The 26,296-nt window shown below is 58.9% G+C and carries 26 protein-coding genes; 7 read left to right on the top strand and 19 right to left on the bottom strand.

Annotated elements, in window-relative coordinates:
• Positions 1-13 precede the first annotated feature (13 nt).
• A complete protein-coding gene (locus tag AFK65_RS01485) occupies positions 14-625 on the bottom strand; it encodes an IMPACT family protein (RefSeq protein ID WP_038858276.1) in 612 nt (203 codons plus the stop codon).
• The gene (pepQ, locus tag AFK65_RS01480) at positions 625-1,956 is read right to left on the bottom strand and encodes a Xaa-Pro dipeptidase (protein WP_038858277.1); all 1,332 of its coding nucleotides are present in this window, start codon (positions 1,954-1,956) and stop codon (positions 625-627) included. The genes AFK65_RS01485 and pepQ overlap by 1 nt, the downstream gene beginning before the upstream one ends.
• 189 nt (positions 1,957-2,145) lie before the next feature.
• Here pepQ and fadB point away from each other — a divergent pair, with 189 nt between their 5' ends.
• The 3 genes from fadB (at position 2,146) to AFK65_RS01465 (ending at position 5,995) form a co-directional block, all read left to right on the top strand.
• Entirely contained in the window at positions 2,146-4,335 is a 2,190-nt protein-coding gene (gene fadB, locus AFK65_RS01475; protein WP_038858279.1) for a fatty acid oxidation complex subunit alpha FadB, read from the top strand.
• A gap of 10 nt (positions 4,336-4,345) precedes the next feature.
• Positions 4,346-5,509: an acetyl-CoA C-acyltransferase FadA gene (gene fadA / locus AFK65_RS01470; protein ID WP_038858280.1), complete on the top strand. Its 1,164-nt coding sequence runs from the start codon at positions 4,346-4,348 to the stop codon at positions 5,507-5,509.
• A gap of 138 nt (positions 5,510-5,647) precedes the next feature.
• Complete coding sequence (locus AFK65_RS01465; RefSeq protein ID WP_007704588.1) at positions 5,648-5,995, top strand: hypothetical protein; 348 nt, start codon at positions 5,648-5,650, stop codon at positions 5,993-5,995.
• Positions 5,996-6,023: 28 nt separating this feature from the next.
• On the opposite strand, the gene fre is transcribed toward AFK65_RS01465, so the two are convergent.
• A complete protein-coding gene (gene fre, locus AFK65_RS01460; RefSeq protein WP_007704586.1) occupies positions 6,024-6,725 on the bottom strand; it encodes an NAD(P)H-flavin reductase in 702 nt (233 codons plus the stop codon).
• Between the two features lie 45 nt (positions 6,726-6,770).
• A complete protein-coding gene (gene ubiD, locus AFK65_RS01455; protein WP_007704584.1) occupies positions 6,771-8,255 on the bottom strand; it encodes a 4-hydroxy-3-polyprenylbenzoate decarboxylase in 1,485 nt (494 codons plus the stop codon).
• Positions 8,256-8,438: 183 nt separating this feature from the next.
• Here ubiD and rfaH point away from each other — a divergent pair, with 183 nt between their 5' ends.
• The gene (rfaH, locus tag AFK65_RS01450; RefSeq protein ID WP_007704582.1) at positions 8,439-8,927 is read left to right on the top strand and encodes a transcription/translation regulatory transformer protein RfaH; all 489 of its coding nucleotides are present in this window, start codon (positions 8,439-8,441) and stop codon (positions 8,925-8,927) included.
• A 45-nt stretch (positions 8,928-8,972) separates the two neighbouring features.
• On the opposite strand, the gene AFK65_RS01445 is transcribed toward rfaH, so the two are convergent.
• The 10 genes from AFK65_RS01445 to udp form a co-directional block, all read right to left on the bottom strand.
• Complete coding sequence (locus AFK65_RS01445; protein ID WP_038858282.1) at positions 8,973-9,305, bottom strand: hypothetical protein; 333 nt, start codon at positions 9,303-9,305, stop codon at positions 8,973-8,975.
• A 124-nt stretch (positions 9,306-9,429) separates the two neighbouring features.
• A complete protein-coding gene (gene tatD / locus AFK65_RS01440; RefSeq protein ID WP_172461550.1) occupies positions 9,430-10,233 on the bottom strand; it encodes a 3'-5' ssDNA/RNA exonuclease TatD in 804 nt (267 codons plus the stop codon).
• Between the two features lie 28 nt (positions 10,234-10,261).
• Positions 10,262-11,023, bottom strand: coding sequence for a Sec-independent protein translocase subunit TatC (tatC, locus tag AFK65_RS01435; protein WP_004385513.1), 762 nt, complete (start codon positions 11,021-11,023; stop codon positions 10,262-10,264).
• Between the two features lies 1 nt (position 11,024).
• On the bottom strand, positions 11,025-11,597 hold the full coding sequence (gene tatB / locus AFK65_RS01430) for a Sec-independent protein translocase protein TatB (protein WP_007704576.1): 573 nt from the start codon (positions 11,595-11,597) through the stop codon (positions 11,025-11,027).
• Between the two features lie 3 nt (positions 11,598-11,600).
• Entirely contained in the window at positions 11,601-11,864 is a 264-nt protein-coding gene (tatA, locus tag AFK65_RS01425; RefSeq protein ID WP_007704573.1) for a Sec-independent protein translocase subunit TatA, read from the bottom strand.
• A 76-nt stretch (positions 11,865-11,940) separates the two neighbouring features.
• Complete coding sequence (ubiB, locus tag AFK65_RS01420) at positions 11,941-13,581, bottom strand: ubiquinone biosynthesis regulatory protein kinase UbiB (RefSeq protein ID WP_007704559.1); 1,641 nt, start codon at positions 13,579-13,581, stop codon at positions 11,941-11,943.
• The gene (ubiJ, locus tag AFK65_RS01415; RefSeq protein ID WP_007704557.1) at positions 13,578-14,183 is read right to left on the bottom strand and encodes a ubiquinone biosynthesis protein UbiJ; all 606 of its coding nucleotides are present in this window, start codon (positions 14,181-14,183) and stop codon (positions 13,578-13,580) included. Before ubiJ ends, ubiB begins: the two co-directional genes overlap by 4 nt.
• An 11-nt stretch (positions 14,184-14,194) precedes the next feature.
• Positions 14,195-14,950 carry a bifunctional demethylmenaquinone methyltransferase/2-methoxy-6-polyprenyl-1,4-benzoquinol methylase UbiE gene (ubiE, locus tag AFK65_RS01410; protein WP_007704556.1) on the bottom strand — a complete coding sequence of 252 codons (756 nt, stop codon included), beginning with the start codon at positions 14,948-14,950 and terminating at the stop codon, positions 14,195-14,197.
• Between the two features lie 89 nt (positions 14,951-15,039).
• A complete protein-coding gene (gene rmuC, locus AFK65_RS01405) occupies positions 15,040-16,473 on the bottom strand; it encodes a DNA recombination protein RmuC (protein ID WP_032805140.1) in 1,434 nt (477 codons plus the stop codon).
• Between the two features lie 146 nt (positions 16,474-16,619).
• Positions 16,620-17,375 (bottom strand): uridine phosphorylase, encoded by a 756-nt coding sequence (udp, locus tag AFK65_RS01400; RefSeq protein ID WP_038858287.1) that lies wholly within the window; start codon positions 17,373-17,375, stop codon positions 16,620-16,622.
• Positions 17,376-17,634: 259 nt separating this feature from the next.
• Here udp and AFK65_RS01395 point away from each other — a divergent pair, with 259 nt between their 5' ends.
• Positions 17,635-18,453 carry a dienelactone hydrolase family protein gene (locus AFK65_RS01395; protein ID WP_007704553.1) on the top strand — a complete coding sequence of 273 codons (819 nt, stop codon included), beginning with the start codon at positions 17,635-17,637 and terminating at the stop codon, positions 18,451-18,453.
• A gap of 195 nt (positions 18,454-18,648) precedes the next feature.
• Here AFK65_RS01395 and metE read toward each other — a convergent pair whose 3' ends face one another.
• Positions 18,649-20,910 carry a 5-methyltetrahydropteroyltriglutamate--homocysteine S-methyltransferase gene (gene metE / locus AFK65_RS01390; protein WP_007704539.1) on the bottom strand — a complete coding sequence of 754 codons (2,262 nt, stop codon included), beginning with the start codon at positions 20,908-20,910 and terminating at the stop codon, positions 18,649-18,651.
• Positions 20,911-21,199: 289 nt separating this feature from the next.
• Between metE and metR the strand changes: the two genes are divergently transcribed.
• Positions 21,200-22,153 carry an HTH-type transcriptional regulator MetR gene (metR, locus tag AFK65_RS01385; protein WP_007704536.1) on the top strand — a complete coding sequence of 318 codons (954 nt, stop codon included), beginning with the start codon at positions 21,200-21,202 and terminating at the stop codon, positions 22,151-22,153.
• Here the strand turns inward: metR and AFK65_RS01380 are convergent.
• The 3 genes from AFK65_RS01380 to pldB all read right to left on the bottom strand — a co-directional run bounded on the left by AFK65_RS01380 (position 22,041) and on the right by pldB (position 24,895).
• Positions 22,041-22,940: a carboxylate/amino acid/amine transporter gene (locus tag AFK65_RS01380; protein ID WP_032805820.1), complete on the bottom strand. Its 900-nt coding sequence runs from the start codon at positions 22,938-22,940 to the stop codon at positions 22,041-22,043. The genes metR and AFK65_RS01380 overlap by 113 nt on opposite strands.
• A gap of 112 nt (positions 22,941-23,052) precedes the next feature.
• Positions 23,053-23,853, bottom strand: coding sequence for a sugar/pyridoxal phosphate phosphatase YigL (gene yigL / locus AFK65_RS01375; RefSeq protein ID WP_007704533.1), 801 nt, complete (start codon positions 23,851-23,853; stop codon positions 23,053-23,055).
• A 49-nt stretch (positions 23,854-23,902) separates the two neighbouring features.
• A complete protein-coding gene (pldB, locus tag AFK65_RS01370) occupies positions 23,903-24,895 on the bottom strand; it encodes a lysophospholipase L2 (protein WP_007704530.1) in 993 nt (330 codons plus the stop codon).
• A 109-nt stretch (positions 24,896-25,004) separates the two neighbouring features.
• On the opposite strand from pldB, the gene rhtB reads away from it, so the two are divergent.
• On the top strand, positions 25,005-25,625 hold the full coding sequence (gene rhtB / locus AFK65_RS01365) for a homoserine/homoserine lactone efflux protein (protein WP_032981557.1): 621 nt from the start codon (positions 25,005-25,007) through the stop codon (positions 25,623-25,625).
• Here rhtB and rhtC read toward each other — a convergent pair whose 3' ends face one another.
• On the bottom strand, positions 25,626-26,246 hold the full coding sequence (rhtC, locus tag AFK65_RS01360) for a threonine export protein RhtC (protein ID WP_007704524.1): 621 nt from the start codon (positions 26,244-26,246) through the stop codon (positions 25,626-25,628).
• Positions 26,247-26,296: the final 50 nt, after the last annotated feature.

Raw genomic sequence — 26,296 nt, 5'->3', positions numbered from 1 at the left:
AAGGAGAGGATTATTATTCAACCGACAACAAATGCAATGCGCCACGGCTAAAGTCGGCAAGCTTTGCCGAAAAAGCCGCCACCTGCGTATGCGGAAGCGCCACCCGCAACGCCACATTCGCCTGAAATGCGCTCTCCACCACCCGGCCGTTAAACTGGCCGAGCAGCGTTTCGACGCCTGCGAGCTGTGCGTAATCGCACAGCAAAGTATATTCCGTCAGCGGCACTTTGAGCGTGGTTTCAAGCAGCGTTAACGCCTGTTGCACGCCGCCGCCGTAGGCTTTCACCAGCCCGCCGGTGCCAAGCTTAACGCCGCCGAAGTAGCGCACCACCACGGCAGTAATCTCACCGACGCCGCTGCCCATCAGCTGCGCCAGCATCGGTTTGCCGGCCGTGCCTGCCGGTTCGCCGTCGTCCGAGAACCCGAGTTGCTGTGAATCATCGGGCGCGCCCGCCACCCACGCCTGACAATAATGCCGGGCATCCGGGTAATCGGCGCGCGCCTGCGCAACGAACGCTTTGGCCGCTTCCACGCCCTCGGTATGGCCGAGCAACGTAATAAAGCGGCTCTTTTTGATCTCTTCCGTAAAGATCACCGGCGACGCCGGAACAAGCCAGCTCTCCATCAGGCGAGCTTCAGATCCCGGGTCATGTTTTCCACGCCGTGCTCGTGAATCACCACGTTATCCTCAATGCGGATACCGCCGAACGGCTTCAGCGCCTCGATTTTCTGCCAGTTAAAGTGCTTACTGAACGGGCCTTCGCGCCACGGCGCCAGCAGCGACTCAATAAAGTAAATCCCCGGCTCAATCGTCAGCACCATACGCGGCTGCAATACGCGCGTGCAGCGCAGATACGGATATTTCGCCGGTGCAGCCAGATGCGTGCCGGTATCGTCCTGCATAAAGCCCGCGACGTCATGCACCTGCAAGCCCAGCGGATGCCCGATACCGTGCGGCATAAACGGCCCGGTAATGTCAGCTTCCACCATCGCTTCTTCGCTGATATCCGTGACAATCTGATGACGGCGCAGCAGCTTCGCGATGCGCTGATGGAACTGAATGTGGTAATCGATGTAACTGATCCCTGCTTTCATGGTGCCAATCAGCGCCAGCTGTTCTTCATTCACATCTTTAATCAGGGCCGCAAAATCGCTGTCGCTGTCAGCCGCCCAGGTACGGGTTAAATCGGCCGCATAACCGTTATATTCCGCGCCCGCGTCCAGCAGGAAGCTGCGCATCTCAGACGGCGCGCGGTGATCAAGGCGCGTGTAATGCAGCACGGCGGCGTGTTCATTCAGCGCCACGATATTGCTGTAAGGCACATCGGTATCGCGATGGCCGGTCGCGGTCAGGTACGCGAGGTTAATATCGAACTCGCTCATACCGGAAAGAAACGCTTCATGCGCGGCGCGATGACCGTTGACCGCCGTCTTCTGCGCTTCGCGCATACAGGCCAGCTCGTAATCCGTTTTATACGCGCGGTAGAAGTGCAGATAGTCGATAACGCCTTTCGGGTTAATTTTATCCGCCGGGAGCTCCAGTTTCAGCGCGCGCTCCGGCACCGGACCGATATACGCGATATTGCCGCGCGCGGCAGGCAGCTGACCGCCAATATCATCGGCTTTCGGCAGCGCGATAATGTCTATCTCATCCGTCCAGAACGCGTCCGGCAGCGGCTCGACGTTATGCCAGTAATCCACCGGCAGATAAAACCACAGCTTCGGCTTATTGACGCCGTCCACCAGCAGCCAGCAGTTCGGCACCTGCGTGACCGGCACCCAGGCTTTGAACTGCGGGTTGACCTTAAATGGATAGGCGTGATCGTCTAAAAAGACGTTGAACAGTTCGCCGGAGTGGATAAGCAGCGCGTCCAGATTAAAGCGGGCAAGCACGTTGCGGGTACGCTCCTGAAGCGTATCCAGATGATTTTTATAGAGGGTGGTCAGCGAATCCATACTTTACCTTTAAAGTTTGAGCTCTCAACTCCGGCATCTTAGCACACCGGTCTATTCCCCGAGCGTTTTCCACCTTCCGTGATCGTGTTTGCAAATATTTAAACAGTAATTTGCATTTCATTAACATCAACTCCACACTCCGCTTCATCTGGTACGACCAGATCCCCTTGCTGGATTCAGGAGACCGACATGCTCTACAAAGGCGACACCCTGTACCTTAACTGGCTGGAAGACGGCATTGCCGAACTGGTGTTCGATGCCCCCGGCTCGGTGAATAAGCTTGATACCGCGACCGTGGCAAGCCTTGGCCATGCGCTGGAGGTGCTGGAAAAACAGCACGATCTCAAAGCCCTGCTGCTGCGCTCGGAAAAAGCCGCGTTTATCGTCGGCGCCGACATTACCGAATTCCTCTCGCTGTTCCAGGTGCCTGCTGAGCAGTTAAGCCAGTGGCTGCACTTTGCCAACAGCGTGTTTAACCGCCTTGAAGATCTGCTGGTGCCTACGCTTTGCGCCATCAACGGCTACGCGTTAGGCGGCGGCTGCGAGTGCGTGCTGGCGACCGATTTCCGTCTCGCCACGCCGGATGCCCGCATCGGCCTGCCGGAAACGAAACTTGGCATCATGCCGGGCTTTGGCGGTTCGGTACGCCTGCCGCGTCTGTTAGGCGCCGACAGCGCGCTGGAAATCATCGCGGCCGGTAAAGACATCACCGCCGACGCGGCGCTGAAAGTGGGCCTGGTCGACGCGGTCGTTAAACCGGAGAAACTGATCGAGGGCGCGCTGCGTATGCTGCGTCAGGCCATCGACGGCGAACTCGACTGGCAAGCCCGCCGCCAGCCGAAGCTTGAACCGCTGCGCTTAAGTAAAATTGAAGCCACCATGAGCTTTACCATCGCCAAAGGCATGGTGATGCAGACCGCGGGCAAACACTACCCGGCGCCGATGACGGCGGTGAAAACCATCGAAGCGGCCGCGGGGCTGGGCCGTGATGAAGCGCTGGCGCTGGAGAACAAAAGCTTTGTGCCGCTGGCGCGCTCCAGCGAAGCGCTCGCGCTGGTCGGCATCTTCTTAAACGACCAGTACGTCAAAGGCATTGCGAAAAAGCTGACCAAAGAGACCGAGACGCCGAAACAGGCTGCGGTACTGGGCGCAGGCATCATGGGCGGCGGCATCGCCTACCAGTCAGCCTGGAAAGGCGTGCCGGTCATCATGAAAGACATTAACGAGAAATCACTGACGCTCGGCATCAGCGAAGCCAGCAAGCTGCTGAATAAACAGCTGGAGCGCGGCAAAATCGACGGGCTGAAACTCGCAAACGTCATCGCCACCATCCATCCGACGCTGGATTACGCCGGGTTTGAGCGTGTTGACGTGGTCGTCGAAGCCGTGGTCGAAAACCCGAAAGTGAAAAAAGCGGTGCTGGCGGAAACCGAAGAAAAGGTGCGCCCGGATACCGTGATTGCCTCCAATACCTCCACCATTCCTATCAGCGAACTGGCGAGCGTGCTGAAGAGACCGGAAAACTTCTGCGGCATGCACTTCTTTAACCCGGTGCACCGTATGCCGCTGGTTGAAGTGATCCGCGGCGAAAAAACCTCCGACGCCACGATAGCCAAAGTGGTGGCCTGGGCCAGCAAAATGGGCAAAACGCCCATCGTGGTGAACGACTGCCCCGGCTTCTTCGTGAACCGCGTGCTGTTCCCCTACTTCGCCGGTTTCAGTCAGCTGCTGCGCGACGGCGCCGACTTCCGCCAGATCGATAAAGTCATGGAGAAACAGTTCGGCTGGCCGATGGGCCCGGCGTACCTGCTGGATGTTGTGGGCATCGATACCGCGCACCACGCGCAGGCTGTGATGGCGGCAGGTTTCCCGCAACGCATGCAAAAAGATTACCGCGATGCGATCGACGCGCTGTTTGAGGCTGGCCGCTTCGGACAGAAAAACGGCAAAGGCTTCTATGCCTATCAGGAAGACAGCAAAGGCAAACCGCGCAAAGTGCAGGATGACGCGGCAGACAGCCTGCTGGCGGAAGTGAGCCAGCCGAAGCGCGCGTTCAGCGATGAAGAGATCGTGGCGCGCATGATGATCCCGATGGTCAACGAAGTGGTGCGCTGCCTGGAAGAAGGCATTATCGCCAGCCCCGCCGAGGCGGATATGGCGCTGGTCTACGGTCTCGGCTTCCCACCGTTCCACGGCGGCGCGTTCCGCTGGCTGGATACGCAGGGCAGCGCGAAATACCTCGATATGGCGCAGCGCTATCAGCATCTCGGCCCGCTTTATGAAGCGCCGGCGGGGCTTCGCGACAAAGCGAGCCACAACGCGCCTTATTACCCCCAGGTTGAACCCGCCCAACCGGTGGGCGAACTGCAAACGGCTTAAGGAGTGACGAATGGAAAAGGTTGTAATTGTTGATGCTATCCGCACCCCGATGGGCCGTTCCAAAGGCGGCGCGTTCCGTCAGGTGCGGGCAGAAGATCTCTCCGCACACCTGATGCGCAGCCTGCTGTCGCGTAATCCGCAGCTGGAAGGCAGCGCTATCGACGACATCTACTGGGGATGCGTGCAGCAGACGCTGGAGCAGGGTTTTAACATCGCCCGCAACGCCGCGCTGCTGGCGGAAATTCCGCACAGCGTGCCGGCGGTGACGGTCAACCGCCTGTGCGGTTCGTCAATGCAGGCGCTGCACGACGCCGCGCGGATGATCATGACCGGCGACGCCAGCGTGTGTCTGGTAGGCGGCGTGGAGCATATGGGCCATGTGCCGATGAACCACGGCGTCGATTTTCATCCCGGCTTAAGCCGTAACGTGGCGAAAGCGGCAGGCATGATGGGCCTGACGGCGGAAATGCTTTCGCGTATGCACGGCATCAGCCGCGAAATGCAGGACGCTTTCGCCGCCCGCTCCCACCAGCGCGCCTGGGCCGCCACGCAGGCCGGGCATTTTAAACAGGAAATCATTCCGACCAGCGGCCACGACGCCGACGGCGTGCTTAAGCGCTACGACTTTGACGAAGTGATCCGCCCGGAAACCACCGTCGAAGGGCTGTCGCAGCTGAAACCGGCGTTCGACCCGGCAAGCGGCACGGTTACCGCGGGCACCTCGTCGGCGCTCTCCGACGGCGCCGCGGCGATGCTGGTGATGAGCGAATCGCGCGCCCGCGAACTCGGCCTGACCCCGCGCGCCCGTATCCGCTCGATGGCGGTGGTGGGCTGCGATCCGTCGATTATGGGTTACGGCCCGGTGCCCGCGTCAAAGCTGGCGCTGAAAAAAGCCGGGCTGACCGCGGGCGATATCGATCTGTTTGAGATGAACGAAGCCTTTGCCGCGCAGATCCTGCCGTGCATTAAAGATCTGGGTCTGATGGAGCAGATCGACGAAAAGATCAACCTCAACGGCGGCGCGATAGCGCTCGGCCACCCGCTTGGTTGCTCCGGCGCGCGTATCAGCACCACGTTAATTAACCTGATGGAACGCCGTGACGCGGAGCTGGGACTTGCCACCATGTGTATCGGTCTGGGCCAGGGCATCGCGACGGTCTTTGAGCGGGTATAAACCAGCCAACGCCGCCATAGTATCAGGGGCGAAGAGAGAAAAATTTAGTTGCCGTTCTTCCCGCCTGTCAGGGGCGGGTTTTTTATTTCCCACGTTTGTGCCAGGCTCTTTTATCGACCCCATATTTCAGGGAAAAACATGAAGGGATGCTTTATCTTCGTGCCGCTTGCCGCGGCGATTTTTTGCACCACTTCCGCACGGGCAGCGCTGTCGGAAGAGACGCTGGCGCAGCGCTGTCTGGCCTCGCTTATCAGCGCGTCGCAGGATCACGCGTTTATGCAGCAGGTGCTTAATGAGTCGCGCATTGTGCCGGAGAGCGTTGTCGTGGAACGGTATGATGAAAACGTGGGGCAACAGCATATCGCAACCCAGCTCACCGCAAAGCTGGATCACCCGGCGCGCAAAAACATCACGCTGCTCTGCCTGCTGGAAAACGATCGACCATTATATGTCTGGTCAGGAAGGGAGATTGCCGCCAGCCCGTAGTACCGGGCTGGCGTTATAAGAAAGCGGCTCAGATAAAGGCGAAGGCGTCGCCGAACAGGCGGTCTTCACGCGCGGCGCGCTCGTTGCAGAACAGGTCGCGGGCTATTTTCGCCATCTCGAAACGACCGGCGATATAAATATCGTGTCCGGCAAGCGTGCCGAAATCCTGCATCACTGCCGTCAGCACCGTGCCGCTGCGACCGCGCCACGTCTCATCCGGCTGCTCGACGACCGGGACAATCTTCAGGTTCGGATGGTCAACCGACAGCGCTTCCAGCTCTGAGAGATCGTAGAGGTGCTTCTCTTCGCGGCCGCCCCAGTAAATCGTGATATCGCGATGCGGGTTGCGCGCCAGCGCCGTCAGCAGAATCGAACGGGCGTAGGAAAATCCCGTACCGCCGGCAATCAGGATCAGCGGACGCTCTTCGTCATCGCGCAGCCAGGCGTCGCCATGCGGAATATCGACCACGATTTCACGCTCTTTGAGAATGCGGTCCATCACCGCCATCGCATAGAGGTTAAGTTCCGACGCGCCGATATGCAGTTCGATAAAGCCCTGCTCATCCGGCGTGGAGGCCATAGAAAAAGGGCGCTTGTCCCGCTCATCCATTACCACCATCAGGTACTGACCTGCGCGAAACGAAAAGGCCGCTTCCGGCACTAAACGAACGCGATAAACGGTATCCGTGATGGCTTCTACCGAGGTCACTTTACAGCTTAAGGTTGTCATGCGTTCCCTCTGTCGGGTCAATAATGCAACTGCAACGGCGGCGCGTCAGGCGCCTTTTCCGTCATGAAAAATCGCGAGCTCATCCCAGATAGCGTCGATACGCGCCGTCACGCTGGGATCTTTCTTGATGGGGGTGCCCCATTCGCGCTGCGTTTCGCCCGGCCATTTGTTGGTCGCGTCGAGACCCATTTTGGAGCCAAGCCCCGACACCGGCGAGGCGAAATCCAGGTAATCGATCGGCGTGTTTTCCACCATCACCGTGTCGCGCGCCGGATCCATGCGCGTAGTAATCGCCCAGATCACATCGTTCCAGTCGCGCGCGTTAATGTCATCATCACAAACGATCACGAACTTGGTATACATGAACTGGCGCAGGAACGACCAGACGCCCATCATCACGCGCTTCGCGTGGCCCGCGTACTGCTTGCGCATGGTCACGACGGCAAGCCGGTACGAGCACCCTTCCGGCGGTAGATAAAAATCCACGATCTCCGGGAACTGCTTTTGCAGAATAGGCACCAGCACTTCATTCAGCGCCACACCCAGCACGGCAGGTTCATCAGGCGGGCGGCCCGTATAGGTCGAGTGATAAATCGCATCTTTGCGCTGGGTCACATGCGTCACGGTAAAGACCGGGAAACTGTCTATCTCATTATAGTAACCGGTGTGGTCGCCATACGGGCCTTCCGGCGCCATTTCGCCAGGCTCAATATACCCTTCCAGCACGATTTCGGCGCTGGCCGGGATCTCAAGGTCGTTAGAAAGACACTTCACCACTTCGGTTTTGGTGCCGCGCAGCAGGCCCGCGAACGCGTATTCAGACAGCGTATCCGGCACCGGCGTCACCGCGCCGAGAATGGTTGCGGGATCGGCGCCCAGCGCCACGGCGACCGGGAAGCGTTCGCCCGGATGCGCCTGGCACCACTCCTGGAAATCGAGCGCGCCGCCGCGATGCGACAGCCAGCGCATAATGAGTTTGTTTTTGCCGATTAACTGCTGGCGATAGATGCCCAGATTCTGGCGCTCTTTATGCGGGCCGCGGGTGACCGTCAGGCCCCAGGTAATGAGCGGCGCAGCGTCGCCCGGCCAGCACTGCATGATGGGAATGCGGTTCAGGTCGACTTCATCGCCCTGCCACACTTTCTCCTGGCAAGGCGCGTTACGCAGCCGCTTCGTCGGCATATTCAGCACTTGCTTAAACTGCGGCAGTTTATCGAAGAGATCGCGGAATCCGCGCGGCGGCTCCGGCTCTTTCAGAAACGCCAGCAGCTTGCCGACTTCACGCAGCGCGGAGACATCCTCCTGCCCCATGCCCATCGCCACGCGTTTCGGCGTGCCAAACAGGTTGCAGAGCACCGGCATGGTATGGCCTTTCGGGTTTTCAAACAGCAGCGCCGGGCCGCCCGCGCGCAATGTGCGGTCGGCAATTTCCGTCATCTCCAGGTAAGGATCGACAGGCAATGTAATGCGCTTGAGTTCGCCTTGCTGCTCCAGCAGCGCCAGAAAATCGCGTAGGTCGTGGTATTTCATGCAGTTATTCGTGGCTTTAAAATAAGCTTTTTATTATACGGTGTTCGCCGCAGGCATGCCGTAATTTTGTTAAATTAACGTGAATCATCACCACAGGCTATAGCACTGCGCGGTATAATGCCCTTAGCGATCCTGAGGTGGTTTTGTTATGCTGGCGCGTCCGGCCATGTAAGAAGAGTCATTATGCAATCCTGGTATTTACTGTACTGTAAACGCGGGCAGCTTCAGCGCGCCAAAGAGCACCTTGAACGACAGTCGGTGAACTGCCTTACGCCAATGATTACGCTTGAGAAAATGGTACGAGGCAGACGCACTTCCGTCAGCGAGCCGCTGTTCCCGAACTACCTTTTCGTTCGGTTTGATCCGGAAGATATTCATACCACGACGATAAGCTCCACCCGTGGCGTGAGTCATTTTGTTCGCTTTGGATCGCACCCGGCCGTGGTGCCGCAAACGGTCATCGAACAGCTTCTGGACTGGCAGCCGGAAAACGTGACCGACCCGGATACGCCGCATACCGGCGATACGGTAGTGATCACCGAAGGCGCGTTTGAAGGGTTGCAGGCGATTTTTACCGAGCCCGATGGCGAGGCACGTTCCATGCTGCTGCTGAATTTGCTGAATAAGCAGGTGCTGCAAAGCGTGAAGAATACCGAGTTCCGTAAAGTCTGACGCGATAGCCGCAGTAAAAACGGCGGCGCGAGGCCGCCATTTTCATTAATGCGTCGCTTCGCCGATGACACCACCAGCGCCTGCGCCGACCGCCGCGCCTTTCAGCACGCTTTTCCCGGTCGCAGCGGCAACGCCCGCGCCGACTACCGCGCCCGCGACACCGCCTTTACGCGCGGCTTTGCCTTTATCGCCTTTTTTCAGCATCGCGCCGGTGCCTGCGCCAATAACCGCGCCGCCCACGGCAGTTTTGACATCTTTACCCGCGATGGCGCCCGCCGTCGCGCCAAGCACCGCGCCGGTCGCGGTTTTATCCATCGCCATCACCGGCGCGCTGGTGAGCAGCATCAGCGCCACTATGCCCGTTATCGTCTTTTTCATTATCGTCCCTCAGCTGTGTAAATCCGGGAAACCTTCCCGGCGGGAAGCATATCACCGGGCTTTCAGGGCGAAATGAACCGGATGCGTGCAAAAATCCACACTCCCCAGGTTTCAGCAGGCAGCGTTACGCAGGCGACGTGTTTTTCAGAAACAGACGGGCGGCGTTAGCATCCGTGGTGGCTTCAAGCCAGACGGGATCTTCACCACGCCACTGCGCCACCTGCTTAAGAATATGCGGCAGCCAGCACGGCTCGTTACGACGCGACGCGGGCTTGGGTGTGAGATCGCGCGGCAGCAGGTAAGGCGCGTCCGTCTCCAGCAGCAGGCGTTCGGCAGGGATAACGGGCAGCAAGGCGCGCAGCTCAAGCCCGCGGCGCTCGTCGCAGACCCAGCCGGTAATGCCGAGGTAGAGTCCGCGCTCAAGGACTTCACGCGCCTCCCGTTCGGTGCCGGTAAAGCAGTGCAGTACCGCGCCCGGCAGTTTATCGAGCCACGGGTCGAGCAATTCAAGAAAGCGCGCATGAGCATCGCGACAGTGTAAAAACACCGGCAGCGCCAGCTCTGCCGCCAGCCGCAGCTGTTCGGTAAAGGCGTGCTCCTGTTCGGCAGGCGTTGAAAAATTCCGGTTGAAATCCAGCCCGCATTCGCCAATCGCCACGACCTGCGCCTCGCCGGCAAGCGCACGCAGCCGCGCCGCGCTCTCATCATTCCACGTGCTGGCGTCGTGCGGGTGAACGCCCGCCGTCGACCAGCAGCCCTCGTAACGCCTGGCGAACGCGCAGGCGCGCTCGCTCTCCTCAAGCGAGGTGCCGGTAAAGAGCATATTAGTGACGCCTGCCGCACGGGCGCGAGCGATCATCTCATCTCTGTCATTTTCAAACTGAGAGCTGGTTATATTCAGGCCAATATCAAACATCGCGCTTTCCATATGAAAACCGCCCTGACGGGCGGTTACGTTATTCTTCTGCTTCTTCTTCGGCATCCTGCTCGCGCGGACGCCGTTTACCGACGTAAAAGCGCGAGAAGAAAATCCCGACTTCAAACAGACAGTACATCGGTATCGCCAGCAGCGTTTGCGAGAACACATCCGGCGGCGTAAGCAACATCCCGACGACGAACGCGCCGACCAGCACATACGGGCGTTTGGCGCGCAAGTCCTGTGGCGTGGTCACGCCCATCCAGCACAGCAAGACGATAGCGACCGGCACTTCAAACGACACGCCGAAGGCCATAAACAGCGCCATGACGAAATCGAGATAGCTGGTGATATCGGTCGACACAACAACACCGACAGGCGCCGTTTTCGTTAAGAAGCCGAACGCCAGGGGGAATACCACGAAATAGGCGAAGGCCATACCGATATAAAACAGCAGCGTACTGGAAACCAGCAGCGGGATAATCAGCCGCCGCTCATGCTTGTACAGCGCCGGAGCGACAAACGCCCAGACCTGATACAAAATCACCGGCGCGGAGAGGATCACCGACACCATCATGGTCAGCTTGATAGGCGTGAAAAACGGCGACGCCACGTCGGTGGCAATCATGCTGGCGCCGTGCGGCATCTGGCTTATCAGCGGCGCCGCGACGAGCTGGTAGATATCATTGGCGAAATAGACCAGCGCCAGAAAAATCACCAGGACCGCGACGATGCAGTTCAGCAGCCGCTTACGCAGTTCAATCAGATGACTGATTAGGGGTTGGGTATCTTCAACAGCCATGTCAGGGTTTATCACTCACGGTGGATGCGGCTTCAGGTTTGCGCGCGCTGGCGGGCGCGTCCGGCGACGCTTCAACGTTCTTTGCAGGCTCAGCGTTTGCAGAGGCCGTTGATTGCGCGGCGGCGGTTTCTGCCTCTGGCGACACTTGCGGCTTCTGCGCGGGCGACTGGGCCTGATGCTCGGCTTTAGCAGGCGTGACGCCTTCGTGCTGAGCTTCGTTGCCTTTCACCAGCGGGTTATGAATGGTGTGGGCGTCGTCGCTCGCTTTTTCCGGATCGTTAACGCTGTAAGAGCGCTTCATCGATTCCGCCGCCTCGCGCAGTTCGTCCATCGACGCTTTCAGCTCCGGCGTCAGGTTATCGATGCTCGCTTTTTCCACTTTCTTCAGGCTTTCCTGAAATTCCTGGAGCTTCAGTTCCTGGGTCAGTTCATTCTGCACGGTGGTCGCAAGCGAGCGCAGCGCGCGTACCCAGCCTGCGACAGTGCGGACAGCCACAGGCAAACGCTGCGGCCCCAGCACGATAAGACCGATAACAAAAACCAGCAGCAGTTCGCCAAAACCAATATCAAACACGGATTACACCTGCTCTTTATCACGTTTTTTGGCGTCGTCAGCGGTGACGTCGCTTTTGGTTTCGCCGATTTGTTTATCCTGCGCGGAAGGCGCGGTGAAATCCGCATCCTGCTGATGCTTTTGCTTGTCGTCGTCACCCATCGCTTTTTTAAAGCCTTTGATGGATTCACCAAGGTCAGAGCCCAGCGAGCGTAGTTTTTTGGTGCCGAAAAGCAGAACAACCAGAACCGCGATAATCAATAACTGCCAGATACTGATGCCACCCATACATTTCCTCAGTTACCAGTGATAATGGTATTCATCGGGCCACAGTATACCCGTGGCCGTTACATAACAATGCCTGCTAGTCGGTACGCCGCCAGCCGATAAGCCAGACGAGAATGCCGCCTGCCATCAGCCATCCGGGCGACATGCCCCAGTCAGGACGGTTGATAAAGAGCAGCGTGCCGCTCAGCATCAGCGTGGCGCCGATGCCGAACAGATACCGCGACTGCCCTTGCTTCACGCGATGCTCCTGCAGCTCATGGGCAATCTTATCAACACTTTGTTGCAGTTGTTTGCCTTGCCGCAGGCTGTTGTAGACCAGTTCAGGAATCTCCGGAATTTTCTCGGCCCAGAACGGCGCTTTTTCCTTAAAGGAGCGCACCAGCGCCGGGAAGCCCACCTGATCTTTGATCCAGCTTTCCAGAAAAGGTTTCGCCGTTTTCCATAAATCAAGCTGCGGATAGAGCTGACGCCCGACGCCCTCAATGTACAGCAGCGTTTTTTGCAGCAGCACCAGTTGCGGCTGCACTTCCATATTAAACCGACGTGCGGTGTTAAAGAGATTGAGCAGCACATGACCAAACGAGATTTCTGCGAGCGGCTTTTCAAAAATCGGCTCACAGACGGTACGAATGGCGGACTCGAACTCTTCCACATTGGTATCCGGCGGCACCCAGCCCGAATCCACATGCAGCTCCGCGACGCGGCGGTAGTCGCGGTTGAAGAAGGCGATAAAGTTTTCCGCCAGATAACGCTTATCTTCTTTATTCAGCGAGCCCACGATACCGCAGTCGATGCCAATGTATTGCGGATCGTGCGGGTGATCGTGACTGACAAAGATATTGCCCGGATGCATGTCACCGTGGAAAAAGCTGTCGCGGAATACCTGGGTGAAGAACACCTGCACGCCGCGTTCGGCCAGCAGTTTCATGTCGGTCCCGTTGGCTTCCAGCGCCGCGACATCATTCACCGGAATGCCATAAATACGCTCCATGACCATCATCGTCGGGCTGCAATAGTCCGAATAGACTTCCGGCACGTAGAGCATTGGGCTGTTTTCGAAATTACGGCGCAGCTGAATGGCGTTCGCCGCTTCACGCAGCAGATCGAGTTCATCCAGCAGCGTTTTTTCATACTCGCGCACCACTTCCATCGGGCGCAGGCGGCGGCCATCCGGCAGCAGACGCGGCACCCAGCGCGCGAGACGATAAATGAGCTTCATATCCGCCTTGATGACCGGCAGGATATCGGGGCGGATCACCTTGATAACCACCTCTTTCCCGCTCTCTTTCAGACGGGCGGTGTGCACCTGCGCGATAGAGGCGGAAGCGAGCGGCGTAATATCGAAATCATCAAACCACTCCTCGACAGGACGATCGCCCATCGATTTTTCGATCTGCTGTTTGGCGAGTCTGCCGTCAAAGGGCGCGACACGATCCTGCAACAGCGCCAGCTGATCGGCGATAACCGGCGGGAACAGATCGCGACGTGTCGACAGCATCTGCCCGAACTTGATCCAGACCGGCCCCAGCTCCTGCAACGCCAGCCGCAGCCGTGTGCCGAGCTCCAGATCTTTGTGCCGGTTCGGCATCCAGAACAGCCCGCGACGCCAGATCCGCAGCGGCAACGTGAGGCGCATGCGTGGAATCAGCTCATCCAGACCGTAGCTCAGGAACGTTTTGATAATGAAATAAAGGCGCCGAATTTCACCTGGCGTCATTTGCCCTCCAGTTTATCCAACCGTTTGGTTAATTCTTCCAGCTGACGCCCGACGGCCGAGATCTCTTCGGCAAACCAGGCGATTTCCAGCGCGCCTGGCGCGACGCGCCACTCTTCGGTAATGGCTTCCGCCAGATAGCGCTGGTTGCGCGTAAAGCCTTTCTGCAGCAGTTGCCCGCCGCGACGCATAACGCGCCCGATGCCTTCCGCGGCGATATCGCCGACCCACGGCGCCAGCAGACCGGCGGGGTCAAACTCGGCCATATCCATCAGCGCCACAAAATTTTGCACCACCTGCAGATCGCCCTGCACTTCCAGCTCGCCGCTGCGGATAAGCGCGGTCAGCTGCTGGCGATCCTGAAGCTTCGGCAAAACCGAGAGGCGCGTGATAACGGTGCAGTCCGCCTCGCCCTCCCATTTGCTGAGCACATCCAGTTGCTGCTCGCTGAACACCAGCACCAGCGGTGTGGAGAGTTCTTCAAGCGTGACGCGCAACACTTTGCCCTGCAAACGCTGGCGCGGCGCTTTCAGCGCGCTCTCGCGGTACAGAAATGTGTTCAGCGCGCCTTCAATGCCAGCCATCATTAGCGGTGTGAAAGGCATCCGGCACCTCCTCAGAATTTGTAGCCGCGATGCAGCGCTACGATCCCGCCGGTCATGTTGTAGTAGTTGACGTTCTCGAAGCCCGCGTCGTTCATCATCGCTTTCAGGGTTTCCTGATCCGGATGCATACGGATGGATTCAGCGAGATAACGGTAGCTGCCGGCGTCTTTCGCCACCAGCTCGCCGACGCGCGGCAGAATATGGAAAGAGTAAGCGTCATACGCTTTATTAAGCGGCTCAAACACCGGTTTGGAGAACTCCAGCACCAGCAGACGGCCACCCGGCTTCAGCACGCGGAACATAGAGCGCAGCGCTTTTTCTTTATCGGTAACGTTACGCAGACCGAAAGAGATAGTAATGCAGTCAAAGGTGTTATCCGGGAACGGCAGCGCTTCCGCGTTGGCCTGGACATACTCGACGTTGCCGACGATGCCGGTATTGCGCAGCTTCTCACGCCCCATTTTCAGCATCGAATCGTTGATATCCGCCAGCACCACTTTGCCGCTCTCGCCCACCAGACGGGAGAATTTTGCGGTTAAATCGCCGGTGCCGCCCGCGAGATCCAGGACTTTCTGGCCGCGACGCACGCCGCTGCAATCGATAGTGAAGCGCTTCCACAGACGATGAATGCCGAACGACATCAGATCGTTCATGACATCATATTTCGCCGCCACGGAGTGGAAGACCTGCGCCACCATATCCGCTTTTTGCTCTTTCGCTACGGTCTGGAAGCCAAAGTGCGTTGTATCTTGTGAATCTTCAACCATCTCAGTGCCTGCTTATCAAGGAAATGTTTGTGAAGTGTAACAGATTGGCCGCAATTGCCCTACGATTCAAGGCGGCATTAGCGCGCCGATCAGCGCTCGCCCGCGACGCGAAACGCCGCTAAGTGGCTGTTTTCATCAGGGGCGCTGGCAAGCGCTTCGGCATCGGAGAGCGCGAATGCGTCGTCGTCCTGCATCGCCTGTTCGGCCAAATCCGGATTAATCTCGCGCTTTACCTCAACGCCCATACCGCGAAACGCCTCCGCCTGGGCGAGCAGGTTGCCGCGCCCGCTGGCGAGTTTTTTCATCGCCTGGCGGTAGCTGTCGCTGGCTTTGTCGAGGTTCTGGCCGATGGCGCTCATGTCGTCAACGAACAGCCGCATTTTGTCGTACAGGCGGCTGGCGCGATCGGCTATTTGCTGGGCGTTACGGCTTTGGTGCTCATAGCGCCAGAGGTTGGAAATGGTGCGCAGCGCCACCAGCAGCGTGGTCGGGCTCACCAGCATGATATTGTTTTTTAACGCCTCGGTGATCAGCTCCGGCTGTTTATCGATAGCCAGCAAAAAGGCGGGTTCGACCGGGATAAACATCAGCACGTAATCCAGCGTGCGCAGCCCCGGCAACTGCTGATAATCTTTGCGCCCCAGCAGGCGGATATGGTTACGAAGCGAAGCGATATGCTCGTTGAGCGCCATCTCGCGGTTGTAGTCATCTTCAGCGTTAAAGTAACGTTCATAGGCCACCAGCGTCATTTTGGCGTCAATCACTACATCTTTACCCTGCGGCAGACGCACGATGACATCCGGCTGCATACGGCTGCGGTCGGCGAGCTGGATATTGACCTGGGTTTCATACTCATGCCCTTCGCGCAGGCCAGAGGCTTCCAGCACGCGCGCGAGCACCACTTCGCCCCAATTCCCCTGGGCTTTGTTGTCGCCTTTTAACGCGCGCGTCAGATTGACGGCTTCCTGCGCCATTTGCGCGTTCAGTTGCTGGAGGTTGCGGATTTCATGGGCCAGCGTGTGACGCTCGCGCGCCTCCTGGCCGAAGCTCTCCTGCACCTGGCGGCGGAAGCCGTCGAGCTGTTCGCGCAGCGGGGAAAGCAGGCCATTCAGGCTCTGGCGGTTTTGCTCATCGACCTGGCGGCGGCTCTGCTCAAAGATACGGTTGGCGAGGTTTTCAAACTGTTCGCTCAGGCGCTGTTCGCTGCTCATCATCTGGCGCAGTTTTTCTTCGGCGTGGACCCGGGTGGCCTCCAGCCGCGTGGTGACTTCGCGCAGATCGGACTCCAGCGAGCTGTTGATCTCCCGCAGGTTGCGCAGTTCGTTATTAAGCAGATCGCACTCGTCACGCCAGTGCTGGTTATGCGCCAGCGCCTCGCGGGCCGCGCTGAGTTCGCCGTAGATATCGCGCTGTTCCGCCAGCAGATCCGCTTTTTGCTGGGCGGTTCGCAGGCCTGACATCAGCCAGCCCACCGCCACGCCCGCCAGTGCGACCACGGCTAACACCAGATATGAGATTTCCACCACGCCTCCTGCCTGAACCGCTCATTACGCCAGAGAGGATTGTGCTGTACATAATTCCAGACGAAAAGCGTTTTTCTGTAAGGATCGTCATTCCTGCGAGACATTACGCAAAAAGGCCGGCGGAACGCCGGCCAGAAAGGGAGCTATCAGAGAAGACGGCGCGCCGCCTCCACCACGATTTTCACCGCGTGGCTTTCGGTTTGTTTCATGGTTTCCGCGTTCGGGATCTCTTGCTGGGTGCGGTTGACGATAACGCCCGCCACCATGCCCGCGCGCAGGCCCTGGCTTGAGCACATGGTCAGCAGCGTCGCGGATTCCATTTCATAGTTCATCACGCCCATCGCCTGCCACTCTTTCATGGAGCCGTTAAAGCGGCTGACCACGCGGCCGGAGAAGGTGTCGTAGCGCTCCTGGCCCGGATAGAAGGTGTCGGAAGAGGCGGTCACGCCGATGTGCGTTGTCGCGCCGACCGCTTTGGCGGCTTCCACCAGCGCGGTGGTGCAGGCGAAATCGGCAACGGCCGGGTATTCCATCGGCGCGAAGTGCAGGCTGGCGCCGTCAAGGCGTACGGAAGCGGTCGTCACCAGCACGTCGCCGACGTTGATATGCGGCTGGATAGCGCCAGTGGTGCCCACGCGCAGGAATGTACGAATGCCCAGCTGCGCCAGCTCTTCAACCGCGATAGAGGTGGACGGGCCGCCGATACCGGTGGAGCAGATGATGACCACTTTGCCATCAAGCTCGGCGCGCCAGGAGGTGAATTCACGGTGGGAGGCCAGTTTGACCGGCTTATCCATCAGCGCGGCGATCTTTTCCACTCGCTCCGGGTCGCCCGGGACAATCGCTAATTCCGCGCCCTGAAGATCGCTTTTTTTAAGGCCGAGGTGAAAAACATCAGACATAGGTGACTCCTCTGTGGGTCGGTTTGTCAGGAGAAGCAAAACGGTACTTTACAGAACCTTTCCGGCGTTTTTCGTGACCGGATTCACTTCAAAAGAAAGGAGTTGCATTAAATTTCCATTATTTCGTGATGATGATCACACAAGCAACCCGATAAGTGAAATTCCGCGCCGCGCATGCCTGCTTTTGCCACCCCCACTCCCGCCACACGCAGGCTATAGTTAGGGATGCGCTAAAACAATAACGGGTACGGAGAATGCCATGACCAACAGCACTGACAATAAGGCGGGCTTTGCCGCTGCGGTCTCACCTGTCGCTTCAACGGTAGTTCATACGCCGCAGGATGCCATTATCGCGGGCGAAACCTCGATTCCCACGCAGGGTGAAAATATGCCTGCTTACCACGCCCGCCCGCGCGCCGCCGATGGCCCGCTACCGGTGGTGATTGTGGTGCAGGAGATTTTTGGCGTGCATGAACATATTCGCGATATTTGCCGTCGCCTGGCCCTGGAAGGGTATCTGGCGGTGGCGCCGGAGCTCTATTTCCGCCAGGGCGACCCGAATGAGTATGACGATATTTCCTCGCTGTTGAGCAACCTGGTGTCGAAAGTGCCGGACGCGCAGGTGCTGGCGGATCTGGATCATGTGGCAAGCTGGGCGTCGCGCAACGGCGGCGACGCGCATCGTCTGATGCTGACTGGCTTTTGCTGGGGCGGGCGTATCGCCTGGCTGTACGCCGCGCATAATCCGCAATTGAAAGCCGCGGTCGCCTGGTATGGCAAGCTCATGGGCGATAAAACGCTGAATTCGCCGAAGCATCCGGTGGATGTCGCCACCGATCTCACCGCGCCGGTGCTGGGGCTGTATGGCGCGCAGGATACGGGTATTTCGCTTGAGAGCGTGGAAACCATGCGTCAGGCGCTGCGCGCCGCCAACGCGAAGGCGGAAATCATCGTATACCCGGACGCGGGCCATGCGTTTAACGCCGATTATCGCCCGAGTTATCACGAGGCGTCGGCGAAAGACGGGTGGGAACGTATGCTGGAATGGTTCAAAGCCTACGGGAGTAAGAAAGCATAAAAAACGCCCGGGAAACCGGGCGTTTTTTTATTGCGGCGTATTGGTGGCGGGAGCCGGAGGATTTGGGGCGCGGTGGGTGCGCTACGCTTACCCACCCTACAAAACCACAAACTACATCGCACTGTTTATTGCGGGCGGCGGTGGGTGCGCTGCGCTTACCCACCCTACAAAATCACAAACCGCATCGCATAACCGTTACGCCTGGCGCAGATTCTGCGCCGCTTTCACCATGTTGGCGAGCGCCGCGCGGGTCTCCGGCCAGCCGCGGGTTTTCAGGCCGCAATCCGGGTTCACCCACAGACGCTCCTGCGGAATACGCTGCGCGGCTTTTTTCAGCAGCGCCTCGATCCACGCCACGTCCGGCACGTTCGGCGAGTGGATGTCGTACACGCCCGGCCCGATTTCATTCGGGTATTCAAACTCTTCGAACGACTCCAGCAGCTCCATATCTGAACGTGACGTTTCGATAGTGATCACGTCCGCATCCAGCGCGGCGATAGAATCCATGATGTCGTTGAACTCGCAATAACACATGTGGGTGTGGATCTGGGTGTCGTCCTTCGCGACCGCCGCGTTCAGGCGGAACGCCTCCACGCCCCAGGCGAGGTACGCGTCCCAGTCGCTGCGTTTAAGCGGCAGCCCTTCACGCAGCGCCGGTTCGTCAATCTGGATGATGCCGATGCCTGCGGCTTCGAGATCCGCCACTTCGTCACGCAGCGCCAGCGCAATCTGTTTGGCGATGGTTTCGCGCGAGACATCTTCACGCGGGAACGACCAGCAGAGGATCGTCACCGGCCCAGTCAGCATCCCTTTCACCGGTTTGTCGGTCAGCGACTGCGCATACTTCGCCCACTCGACGGTGATCGGCGCCGGACGGCTGATGTCGCCGATCACCACCGGCGGCTTCACGCAGCGGGAGCCGTAGCTCTGCACCCAGCCGTTCTGGGTGAAGACGAAGCCATCAAGATGCTCGCCGAAATACTCCACCATGTCGTTACGCTCGGCTTCGCCGTGCACCAGCACATCGAGACCCAGACGCTCCTGCTCGGCGATCGCCTGCTTAATATGTTCGGCGATGCCGGTGCGGTAGTTGGCCGCATCCAGATTGCCCTTTTTGAAGTCCAGGCGCAGGCCGCGGATTTCGGTGGTCTGCGGGAACGAGCCGATGGTAGTGGTCGGCCAGGCTGGCAGGTTGAAGCGGGCGCGCTGCGCTTCGGCGCGTACCGGGTACGCATGGGCGCGCTGGCTGTCCTGCGGGGTAATGGCCTGAAGACGCTGTTCCACGGCCGGGTTGTGTACGCGGGCCGAATGTTTACGAGCCTGAATCGGCGCGCTCCACTGCTCGATTTTGGTTGTGTCGCCGCTGTTCAGCGCGTCGCGCAGCAGCGCCAGCTCTTCGCATTTTTGCAGCGCGAAGGCAAACCAGCTTTTCACTTCCGCATCCAGACGCGTCTCGACGCTCAGATCGATAGGGCTGTGCAGCAGCGAGCAGGACGAGCCCACCCACAGCTCACGCTGGCCGGCGATGGCTTTCAGCTGCGCGTATTTCTCGGTGAGATCGGCGCGCCAGACGTTGCGGCCATTGATAACGCCTGCGGAGAGTAACCACTCCTGCGGCAGGCGGCGATGCAGTTCGTTGACATCGTCATGGCCGTGAACCAGATCGACATGCAGCCCCTGCACCGGCAGCGCGGTGATGGTGTCAAGGTTATCGCTCACGCCTTCAAAATAGGTGGTGAGCAGCAGTTTGGTCTGGCCTTTCAGCGCGTCGTAGGCCGGTTTGAACGCGTCCAGCCACGCCTGCGGCAGCTCAAGCACCAGCGCGGGTTCATCAATCTGCACCCACTGGATGCCGCGCTTCGCAAGCTCGGCGATGACCTGCTGGTAGACCGGCAGAATGTCATTGAGCAGGGAAAGGCGGTCAAACTGTTCGCCCTTCACTTTGCCAAGCCACAGGTAAGTGACCGGGCCCAGCAGTACCGGTTTAACGTGATGACCGAGCGCCAGCGCTTCGTCCACTTCATCCAGCAGCTGCGTCCAGGCGAGGCTGAACTGCTGGCCTTTGGTGAATTCCGGCACCATGTAGTGATAGTTGGTGTTAAACCATTTGGTCATTTCGGCGGCGGCGGCGGGTTCGCCGGTCGGCGCGCGGCCACGGCCGATGCGGAACAACGTGTCGATATCCACCGTGCCGTCAGCATTCTGGTGGCGCGCCGGGACGTTGCCGAGCAGCAGGCTGGTGGTGAGCACATGATCGTACCAGGCGAAGTCGCCGACCGGCAGCAGATCGATTCCCGCCGCTTTTTGCTGTTCCCAGTGGCGGGCGCGCAGCTCGCGGCCCACCGCCAGTAATTCTTCACGGGTGCTTTTGCCCGCCCAGTAGCTCTCTTGCGCTTTTTTCAGCTCGCGACGCAGGCCGACGCGGGGAAAACCGAGGGTATGGTTATGGATAGTCATGATGTTCTGCCTCTCTTAAGAATGAATCCCGTGTCAGGAGATGAATCTGTTCGTTTTATCTGCTCGTCTAATTAATTAATCCGTATGTATTTCGGATTTCGGGAAGGCGGCAAGCTGGTGAATCCCCGGGAGCTTACTGAAGTAAGTGACCGGGGTGAGCCAGCACAGCCAACGCACCAGAAATTCGAAAGACGTCGGATTTGGACGTCCAGATGTTTACACATCCATAATTGGCAGTTACTGTATATTCCTCAAGCGCAAATTATTCATGCTGAAGTGAAGGACATTCATGATCGAGATAAAACACCTGCGAACGCTTCAGGCGCTGCGTAATTGCGGCTCACTGGCGGCGGCGGCGGCATCGCTGCATCAGACCCAATCCGCGCTTTCACACCAGTTCAGCGATCTGGAGCAGCGTCTCGGCTTCCGGTTATTCGTGCGTAAGAGCCAGCCGCTGCGCTTCACGCCGCAGGGCGAGATCCTGTTGCAGCTGGCAGCCCAGGTGCTGCCGCAGATAAGCCGCGCGCTGCAGGCCTGCAATGAACCGCAGCAGACCCGCCTGCGTATCGCGATTGAGTGTCATAGCTGTATTCAGTGGCTGGCTCCGGCGCTGGAGGCGTTCCGCGCCCGCTGGCCGCAGGTGGAGATGGATTTCAAATCGGGCGTGACGTTTGATCCGCAGCCTGCGCTGCAACAGGACGAACTGGATCTGGTGCTGACGTCAGACATCCTGCCGCGCAGCGGCCTGCACTATTCGCCGATGTTTGATTTTGAAGTGCGTCTGGTCGTGGCGCCCGATCATCCGCTGGCGACCAAAACGCAGGTGACGCCGGAGGATTTCGCCAGCGAAACCTTGCTGATTTACCCGGTACAGCGCAGTCGTCTCGACGTCTGGCGTCACTTCTTACAGCCGGCGGGCATCAGCCCGACGCTGAAAAGCGTCGATAACACGCTGTTGCTGATCCAGATGGTGTCGGCGCGCATGGGCATCGCCGCGCTGCCGCACTGGGTGGTGGAGAATTTCGAGCGTCAGGGGCTGGTGGTGACGCGCCCGCTGGGCGAGGGATTATGGAGCCGGCTGTACGCTGCGGTGCGCGATGGCGAGCAGCGTCAGCCGGTGACGGAAGCGTTTATTCAGCAGGCGCGTCAGCACGCCTGCGATTCCCTTCCGTTTGTGCGGAGCGCGGCGCGACCCAGCGTCGGTGGACCCACAGAGAAGCCACTATCACCGCTCCCCCAATGATAAAGCTCGGCCAGTGGGGCTGCTGCTGCCAGATGGCGAGGTTAACCAGCAGCCCGGCGGGCACATGCATGTTATTCATGATGCCAAGCGTGCCGGCGTCCACCTGCGTGGCGCCGTAGTTCCACATAAAGTAGCCAAGCCCCGAGGCCGCCACGCCCAGCCACACCAGAATCCCCCATTGCAGGCCGGTGGTCGGCAGTTTTTGCGGGTTGCCGAGCGCGAACCAGGCGATTACCGCCACCACGAACGCGCCGAGATAGAACCACGAAAACGCGCTGTGCTGCGGCATCGGATGCGTCTCCATCAGGCGTTTATAGCCCACCATCCCGATAGCGAAGCTGATATTCGCCAGCTGTACCAGCAGCAGTCCGGTCCAGAAGTGATCGCTCACTTTGTCATAGCGAATAATCGCCGAGCCGATAACCGCAAGCCCGGCGCTTAACGCATAGCCCCAGCGCAGCCGACGGCGGCTCAGCAGATCGTAAATCAGCGTGATATAGAGCGGCGTAAGCACCGTGAACAGCAGAAATTCCTGGACGGTCAGGTAGAGGTACGCTCGGAAGCTGAACAGGTACATCACGCCCAGCTGCAACGCGCCCACCAGCATATAGAGCGCCAGCGTTTTCAGGCTCTGCCCGCGGGTGCGTAAAAACGGCAGGAAGACCAGCGCCGCCAGCCCGACGCGCATCAGCACCGAGAAGGTGCTGTCCACCTGGCCCGCCAGGTATTCGCCAATCAGGCTGAAAGAGAATGCCCACAGGATCGTGGTGATGATGAGTAACGCCACAATGATCATCTCAACAGAAAACAAAGACGGGCATTGTAGCGAAGCTGCTGGTGAAAAGTCGCACTATTTGGTTGACAAGTGGTTAGCGATAAACCACTTGTCACCCTGATGATTAATCCAGAAACAGTTTACGCAGGTAGTGCGGCACGGCGTCTTCGGCGTTGGTGCCGATCACTTCCAGCTCCGGCAGCAGATCTTTCAGGCGCTGGTGCGCGTTGCCCATGATGCAGCCCTTGCCCGCCATTGAAAGCATCTCCGCGTCGTTCATCCCGTCGCCGAACGCGATGCAGGACTCCAGCCCGAAGCCGATCGCTTTAGCGACCGCCTCCAGCGCGTGGCCTTTGGACACGCCGCCCGCCATCACTTCAAGGCAGGTAAGCGTGGAAAAGCTCACGTTAACGCGATCGCCCCAGCGGGCGTTAATGGCCTGCTCCAGCGGTAACAGCTTTTCGTGAACGTCGCAGGTGAAGAAGACTTTGCTGACGCCCTGCGGCTCCAGCAGCGCAGGTTCGAACAACGAATATTTAAAGACCGCTTCTTTAAAATATTTCAGCTCGTCCGGGCGCTCGCGGCTCATAAACCATTCGTCGTCGCGATAGACGTTGGTGATGATATCGGGGTTATCGCGCACCACGCCGAACAGATCGGCGGCGATGTCGGTATCAAGGTTATGGGTAAAGACAAGATTGCCGTCGGTGTCGTGCACCCGCGCGCCGTTGGAGGTGATCATATAGGCCTTGATCTCAAGGCCGTCGCGGATCTGGCCGACGTCGATATGGTGGCGGCCGGTGGCGAAGACAAAGTTCACGCCGCGGGCGGTCAGTAATTTGAGCGTTTGTTTGGCAAACGGCGTCAGTGCATGGTCAGGGGCTAAGAGTGTGCCGTCTAAATCAGACGCAACGACCTGATACATAATAAAAACAACCTCTGGTGGAGCGACCGAACGCTCCGGTCGCGGGTAATCAGTTATGCTCGTCGAAGAAATCGACAATGGCATTCAGCGCTTCGGCGCGCATAGCGTCCTGCTCAAACAGGATCTCATGGTACGCCCCTTTGATGACGTAAGGTTTACCCCCCCAACATGGGTGGCCCGCCGCGGCGCGAAGTTCACAGAAGCGGTCGTGCGAGCGGTTATCCACCACACGTTCCAGCTCTGCCTGGAGTAACAATAGCGGCGTGGTGCTGTCGGTGGCCCCCGCCAGCACCTGTTCTCCTGCCTGGATGCCTTCCCGCACCCAGTGATATGTCGGTCCGCCGACGCGCAGCTGCGGTTCGTCGGCATAAAAACGCAGATTGCGCCGGTAGCGCTCGTGGCTGTGCGTCAGCATGTTGAGACTAAAAGGCAGCGGTCGCCAGCGTCCGGTGCCGATGGCATAGCCATCGCGCAGCGACGGGTACTCTTCCGCCCAGTCGAGGATCGAGCGCAGCATCCAGTCCGGCAGGCGAATAATGATGCCGAACATGGGGGCGCAGAGCGCCACGGCATCAAACGCGTTCGGGTTGCGCAGTAAGAATAACGTCCCAATGGCACCGCCCATCGAATGCGCGAGCAGATAGCGTTTCCGCCACGGGCCCGGCGCGACTTCCTGCTGCCAGAAACGCTCGAAATCATCGACATAATCGCTGAAGTTTACGACGTGACCGCGATGGGTGTCTTCCAGCAACCGCCCGGAACGCCCCTGACCGCGGTGGTCGATAATCAGTACATCAAACCCGCAGTGGAACAGATCGTATGCCAGTTCCGCATACTTTACGTAGGTTTCGATGCGGCCGGGGCAGACGACGATGACGCGATCGTGGTTTTCCGCACGAAAACGCACAAAGCGCACCGGAATGTTATCAACACCCAAAAACTCATCTTCTTCGCGCTGTTGCCAGAAATCCGTCAGCGCGCCCATCGTGAACGCCGCGAATCCGGCTTCCCGTGAAAACCAACTGTTCCTGTGTCTGGTCATGGTCCTTATTGCTCCGCATCCACGCCTGTCCGGGCTTTTTTGTGATTCGTAGCACATACCTCAACAATAGCGTATTGTGGCATAAAAGTGCGCAATCAGGGAGCTTCGCATGACCTTCGAGTGGTGGTGTACCTACCTTCTGACAACCCTTATTCTTAGCCTCTCGCCGGGTTCCGGCGCCATTAATACCATGAGCACCGCCATCAGCCACGGGTATCGCGGCGCGGCGGCGTCTATCGCCGGGTTACAGACCGGTCTTGCGCTGCATATCGTGCTGGTCGGCATTGGGTTGGGCGCGCTGTTCTCCCGCTCCCTGATGGCCTTTGAAATCCTGAAATGGGCGGGCGCCGCGTATCTTATCTGGCTTGGCATTCAGCAGTGGCGCGCCGCGGGCGCCATCGATCTCAATGCGCTCGCGCAGAGCCAGCCGCGCAGCAGGCTGTTTAAACGCGCGGTGTTTGTGAATCTCACTAACCCGAAAAGCATCGTGTTTCTCGCCGCGCTGTTCCCGCAGTTTATCGTGCCGCATCAGCCGCAGGCGATGCAGTATGTGGTGCTCGGGGTAACGACTATCGTGGTGGATATCATCGTGATGATTGGTTACGCGACGCTTGCCACGCGGATTCGCGGCTGGATCAAAGGCCCGCATCAGATGAAGGCCTTAAATAAAGTTTTTGGTTCGCTGTTTATGCTGATTGGCGCGCTGCTTGCCACCGCGCGCCGCGCCTGATTAGCGAGAGATAATAAGATGAATGCCGAAGCCGGTGAACAGCGCGCCGGCGGTGCCGTCGATCCACTTCGCGAGGCGCTGATAGCCACTGCGCATTTTCGGCAGCGCAAAGACGCTCGCCACCAGCGCAAACCACGCGAAAGTCTCCAGCGCTATCAGCACGAAAATGCCCCAGCGGGCGCTGGTGCCGACGCTGTCGCCAACAAACAGTGAAAAAACGCTGCCGAAGTAGATAACCGCTTTCGGGTTCGCCAGGTTGGTCAGCATTCCTTTCAGGAAACTGCGCCCGCGCGCCGCCAGTTCAATTTGCGGCGCCTCGCCCGTCGGCGCGCTTTTCTTCAGCGCCCCGCGCAGCATCTGATAACCCATCCAGCACAGATAAAGCCCGCCGCCCACCACAATGATGTTATGCAGCCAGGCCATTTTTTCGAGGATCAGATGCAGGCCGAGCAGCGCCACGCCGGACCACACCATGACGCCGGCGGTAATGCCCAGCACGCCCATCAGCGCCTCTTTGCGGGAGCGGCTGGCCGCCGTTTGCGAGACAAAAAAGAAGTCGGGGCCGGGGCTTGCCAGCGCCACCAGATGCACCATCGCGACGGTAAAGAACAGCGTTAACATAGAGGTTTGCCAGGTCAGAATCAGAGAACATTCATCCTGGCATGTTTGGG

The organism is Cronobacter universalis NCTC 9529 (genome assembly GCF_001277175.1).
In the GTDB taxonomy this organism is placed as follows: domain Bacteria; phylum Pseudomonadota; class Gammaproteobacteria; order Enterobacterales; family Enterobacteriaceae; genus Cronobacter; species Cronobacter universalis.
This window is presented reverse-complemented; position numbering and strand designations above follow the sequence as displayed.

Excerpts from the sequence above, each read along its gene's own strand:
- AFK65_RS01485 (WP_038858276.1), bottom strand. The coding sequence starts at position 625 with ATGGAGAGCTGGCTTGTTCCGGCGTCGCCGGTGATCTTTACGGAAGAG.
- pepQ (WP_038858277.1), bottom strand. The coding sequence starts at position 1,956 with ATGGATTCGCTGACCACCCTCTATAAAAATCATCTGGATACGCTTCAG.
- fadB (WP_038858279.1), top strand. The coding sequence starts at position 2,146 with ATGCTCTACAAAGGCGACACCCTGTACCTTAACTGGCTGGAAGACGGC.
- fadA (WP_038858280.1), top strand. The coding sequence starts at position 4,346 with ATGGAAAAGGTTGTAATTGTTGATGCTATCCGCACCCCGATGGGCCGT.
- AFK65_RS01465 (WP_007704588.1), top strand. The coding sequence starts at position 5,648 with ATGAAGGGATGCTTTATCTTCGTGCCGCTTGCCGCGGCGATTTTTTGC.
- fre (WP_007704586.1), bottom strand. The coding sequence starts at position 6,725 with ATGACAACCTTAAGCTGTAAAGTGACCTCGGTAGAAGCCATCACGGAT.
- ubiD (WP_007704584.1), bottom strand. The coding sequence starts at position 8,255 with ATGAAATACCACGACCTACGCGATTTTCTGGCGCTGCTGGAGCAGCAA.
- rfaH (WP_007704582.1), top strand. The coding sequence starts at position 8,439 with ATGCAATCCTGGTATTTACTGTACTGTAAACGCGGGCAGCTTCAGCGC.
- AFK65_RS01445 (WP_038858282.1), bottom strand. The coding sequence starts at position 9,305 with ATGAAAAAGACGATAACGGGCATAGTGGCGCTGATGCTGCTCACCAGC.
- tatD (WP_172461550.1), bottom strand. The coding sequence starts at position 10,233 with ATGGAAAGCGCGATGTTTGATATTGGCCTGAATATAACCAGCTCTCAG.
- tatC (WP_004385513.1), bottom strand. The coding sequence starts at position 11,023 with ATGGCTGTTGAAGATACCCAACCCCTAATCAGTCATCTGATTGAACTG.
- tatA (WP_007704573.1), bottom strand. The coding sequence starts at position 11,864 with ATGGGTGGCATCAGTATCTGGCAGTTATTGATTATCGCGGTTCTGGTT.
- ubiB (WP_007704559.1), bottom strand. The coding sequence starts at position 13,581 with ATGACGCCAGGTGAAATTCGGCGCCTTTATTTCATTATCAAAACGTTC.
- ubiJ (WP_007704557.1), bottom strand. The coding sequence starts at position 14,183 with ATGCCTTTCACACCGCTAATGATGGCTGGCATTGAAGGCGCGCTGAAC.
- ubiE (WP_007704556.1), bottom strand. The coding sequence starts at position 14,950 with ATGGTTGAAGATTCACAAGATACAACGCACTTTGGCTTCCAGACCGTA.
- udp (WP_038858287.1), bottom strand. The coding sequence starts at position 17,375 with ATGTCTGATGTTTTTCACCTCGGCCTTAAAAAAAGCGATCTTCAGGGC.
- AFK65_RS01395 (WP_007704553.1), top strand. The coding sequence starts at position 17,635 with ATGACCAACAGCACTGACAATAAGGCGGGCTTTGCCGCTGCGGTCTCA.
- metE (WP_007704539.1), bottom strand. The coding sequence starts at position 20,910 with ATGACTATCCATAACCATACCCTCGGTTTTCCCCGCGTCGGCCTGCGT.
- metR (WP_007704536.1), top strand. The coding sequence starts at position 21,200 with ATGATCGAGATAAAACACCTGCGAACGCTTCAGGCGCTGCGTAATTGC.
- yigL (WP_007704533.1), bottom strand. The coding sequence starts at position 23,853 with ATGTATCAGGTCGTTGCGTCTGATTTAGACGGCACACTCTTAGCCCCT.
- pldB (WP_007704530.1), bottom strand. The coding sequence starts at position 24,895 with ATGACCAGACACAGGAACAGTTGGTTTTCACGGGAAGCCGGATTCGCG.
- rhtB (WP_032981557.1), top strand. The coding sequence starts at position 25,005 with ATGACCTTCGAGTGGTGGTGTACCTACCTTCTGACAACCCTTATTCTT.
- rhtC (WP_007704524.1), bottom strand. The coding sequence starts at position 26,246 with ATGTTAACGCTGTTCTTTACCGTCGCGATGGTGCATCTGGTGGCGCTG.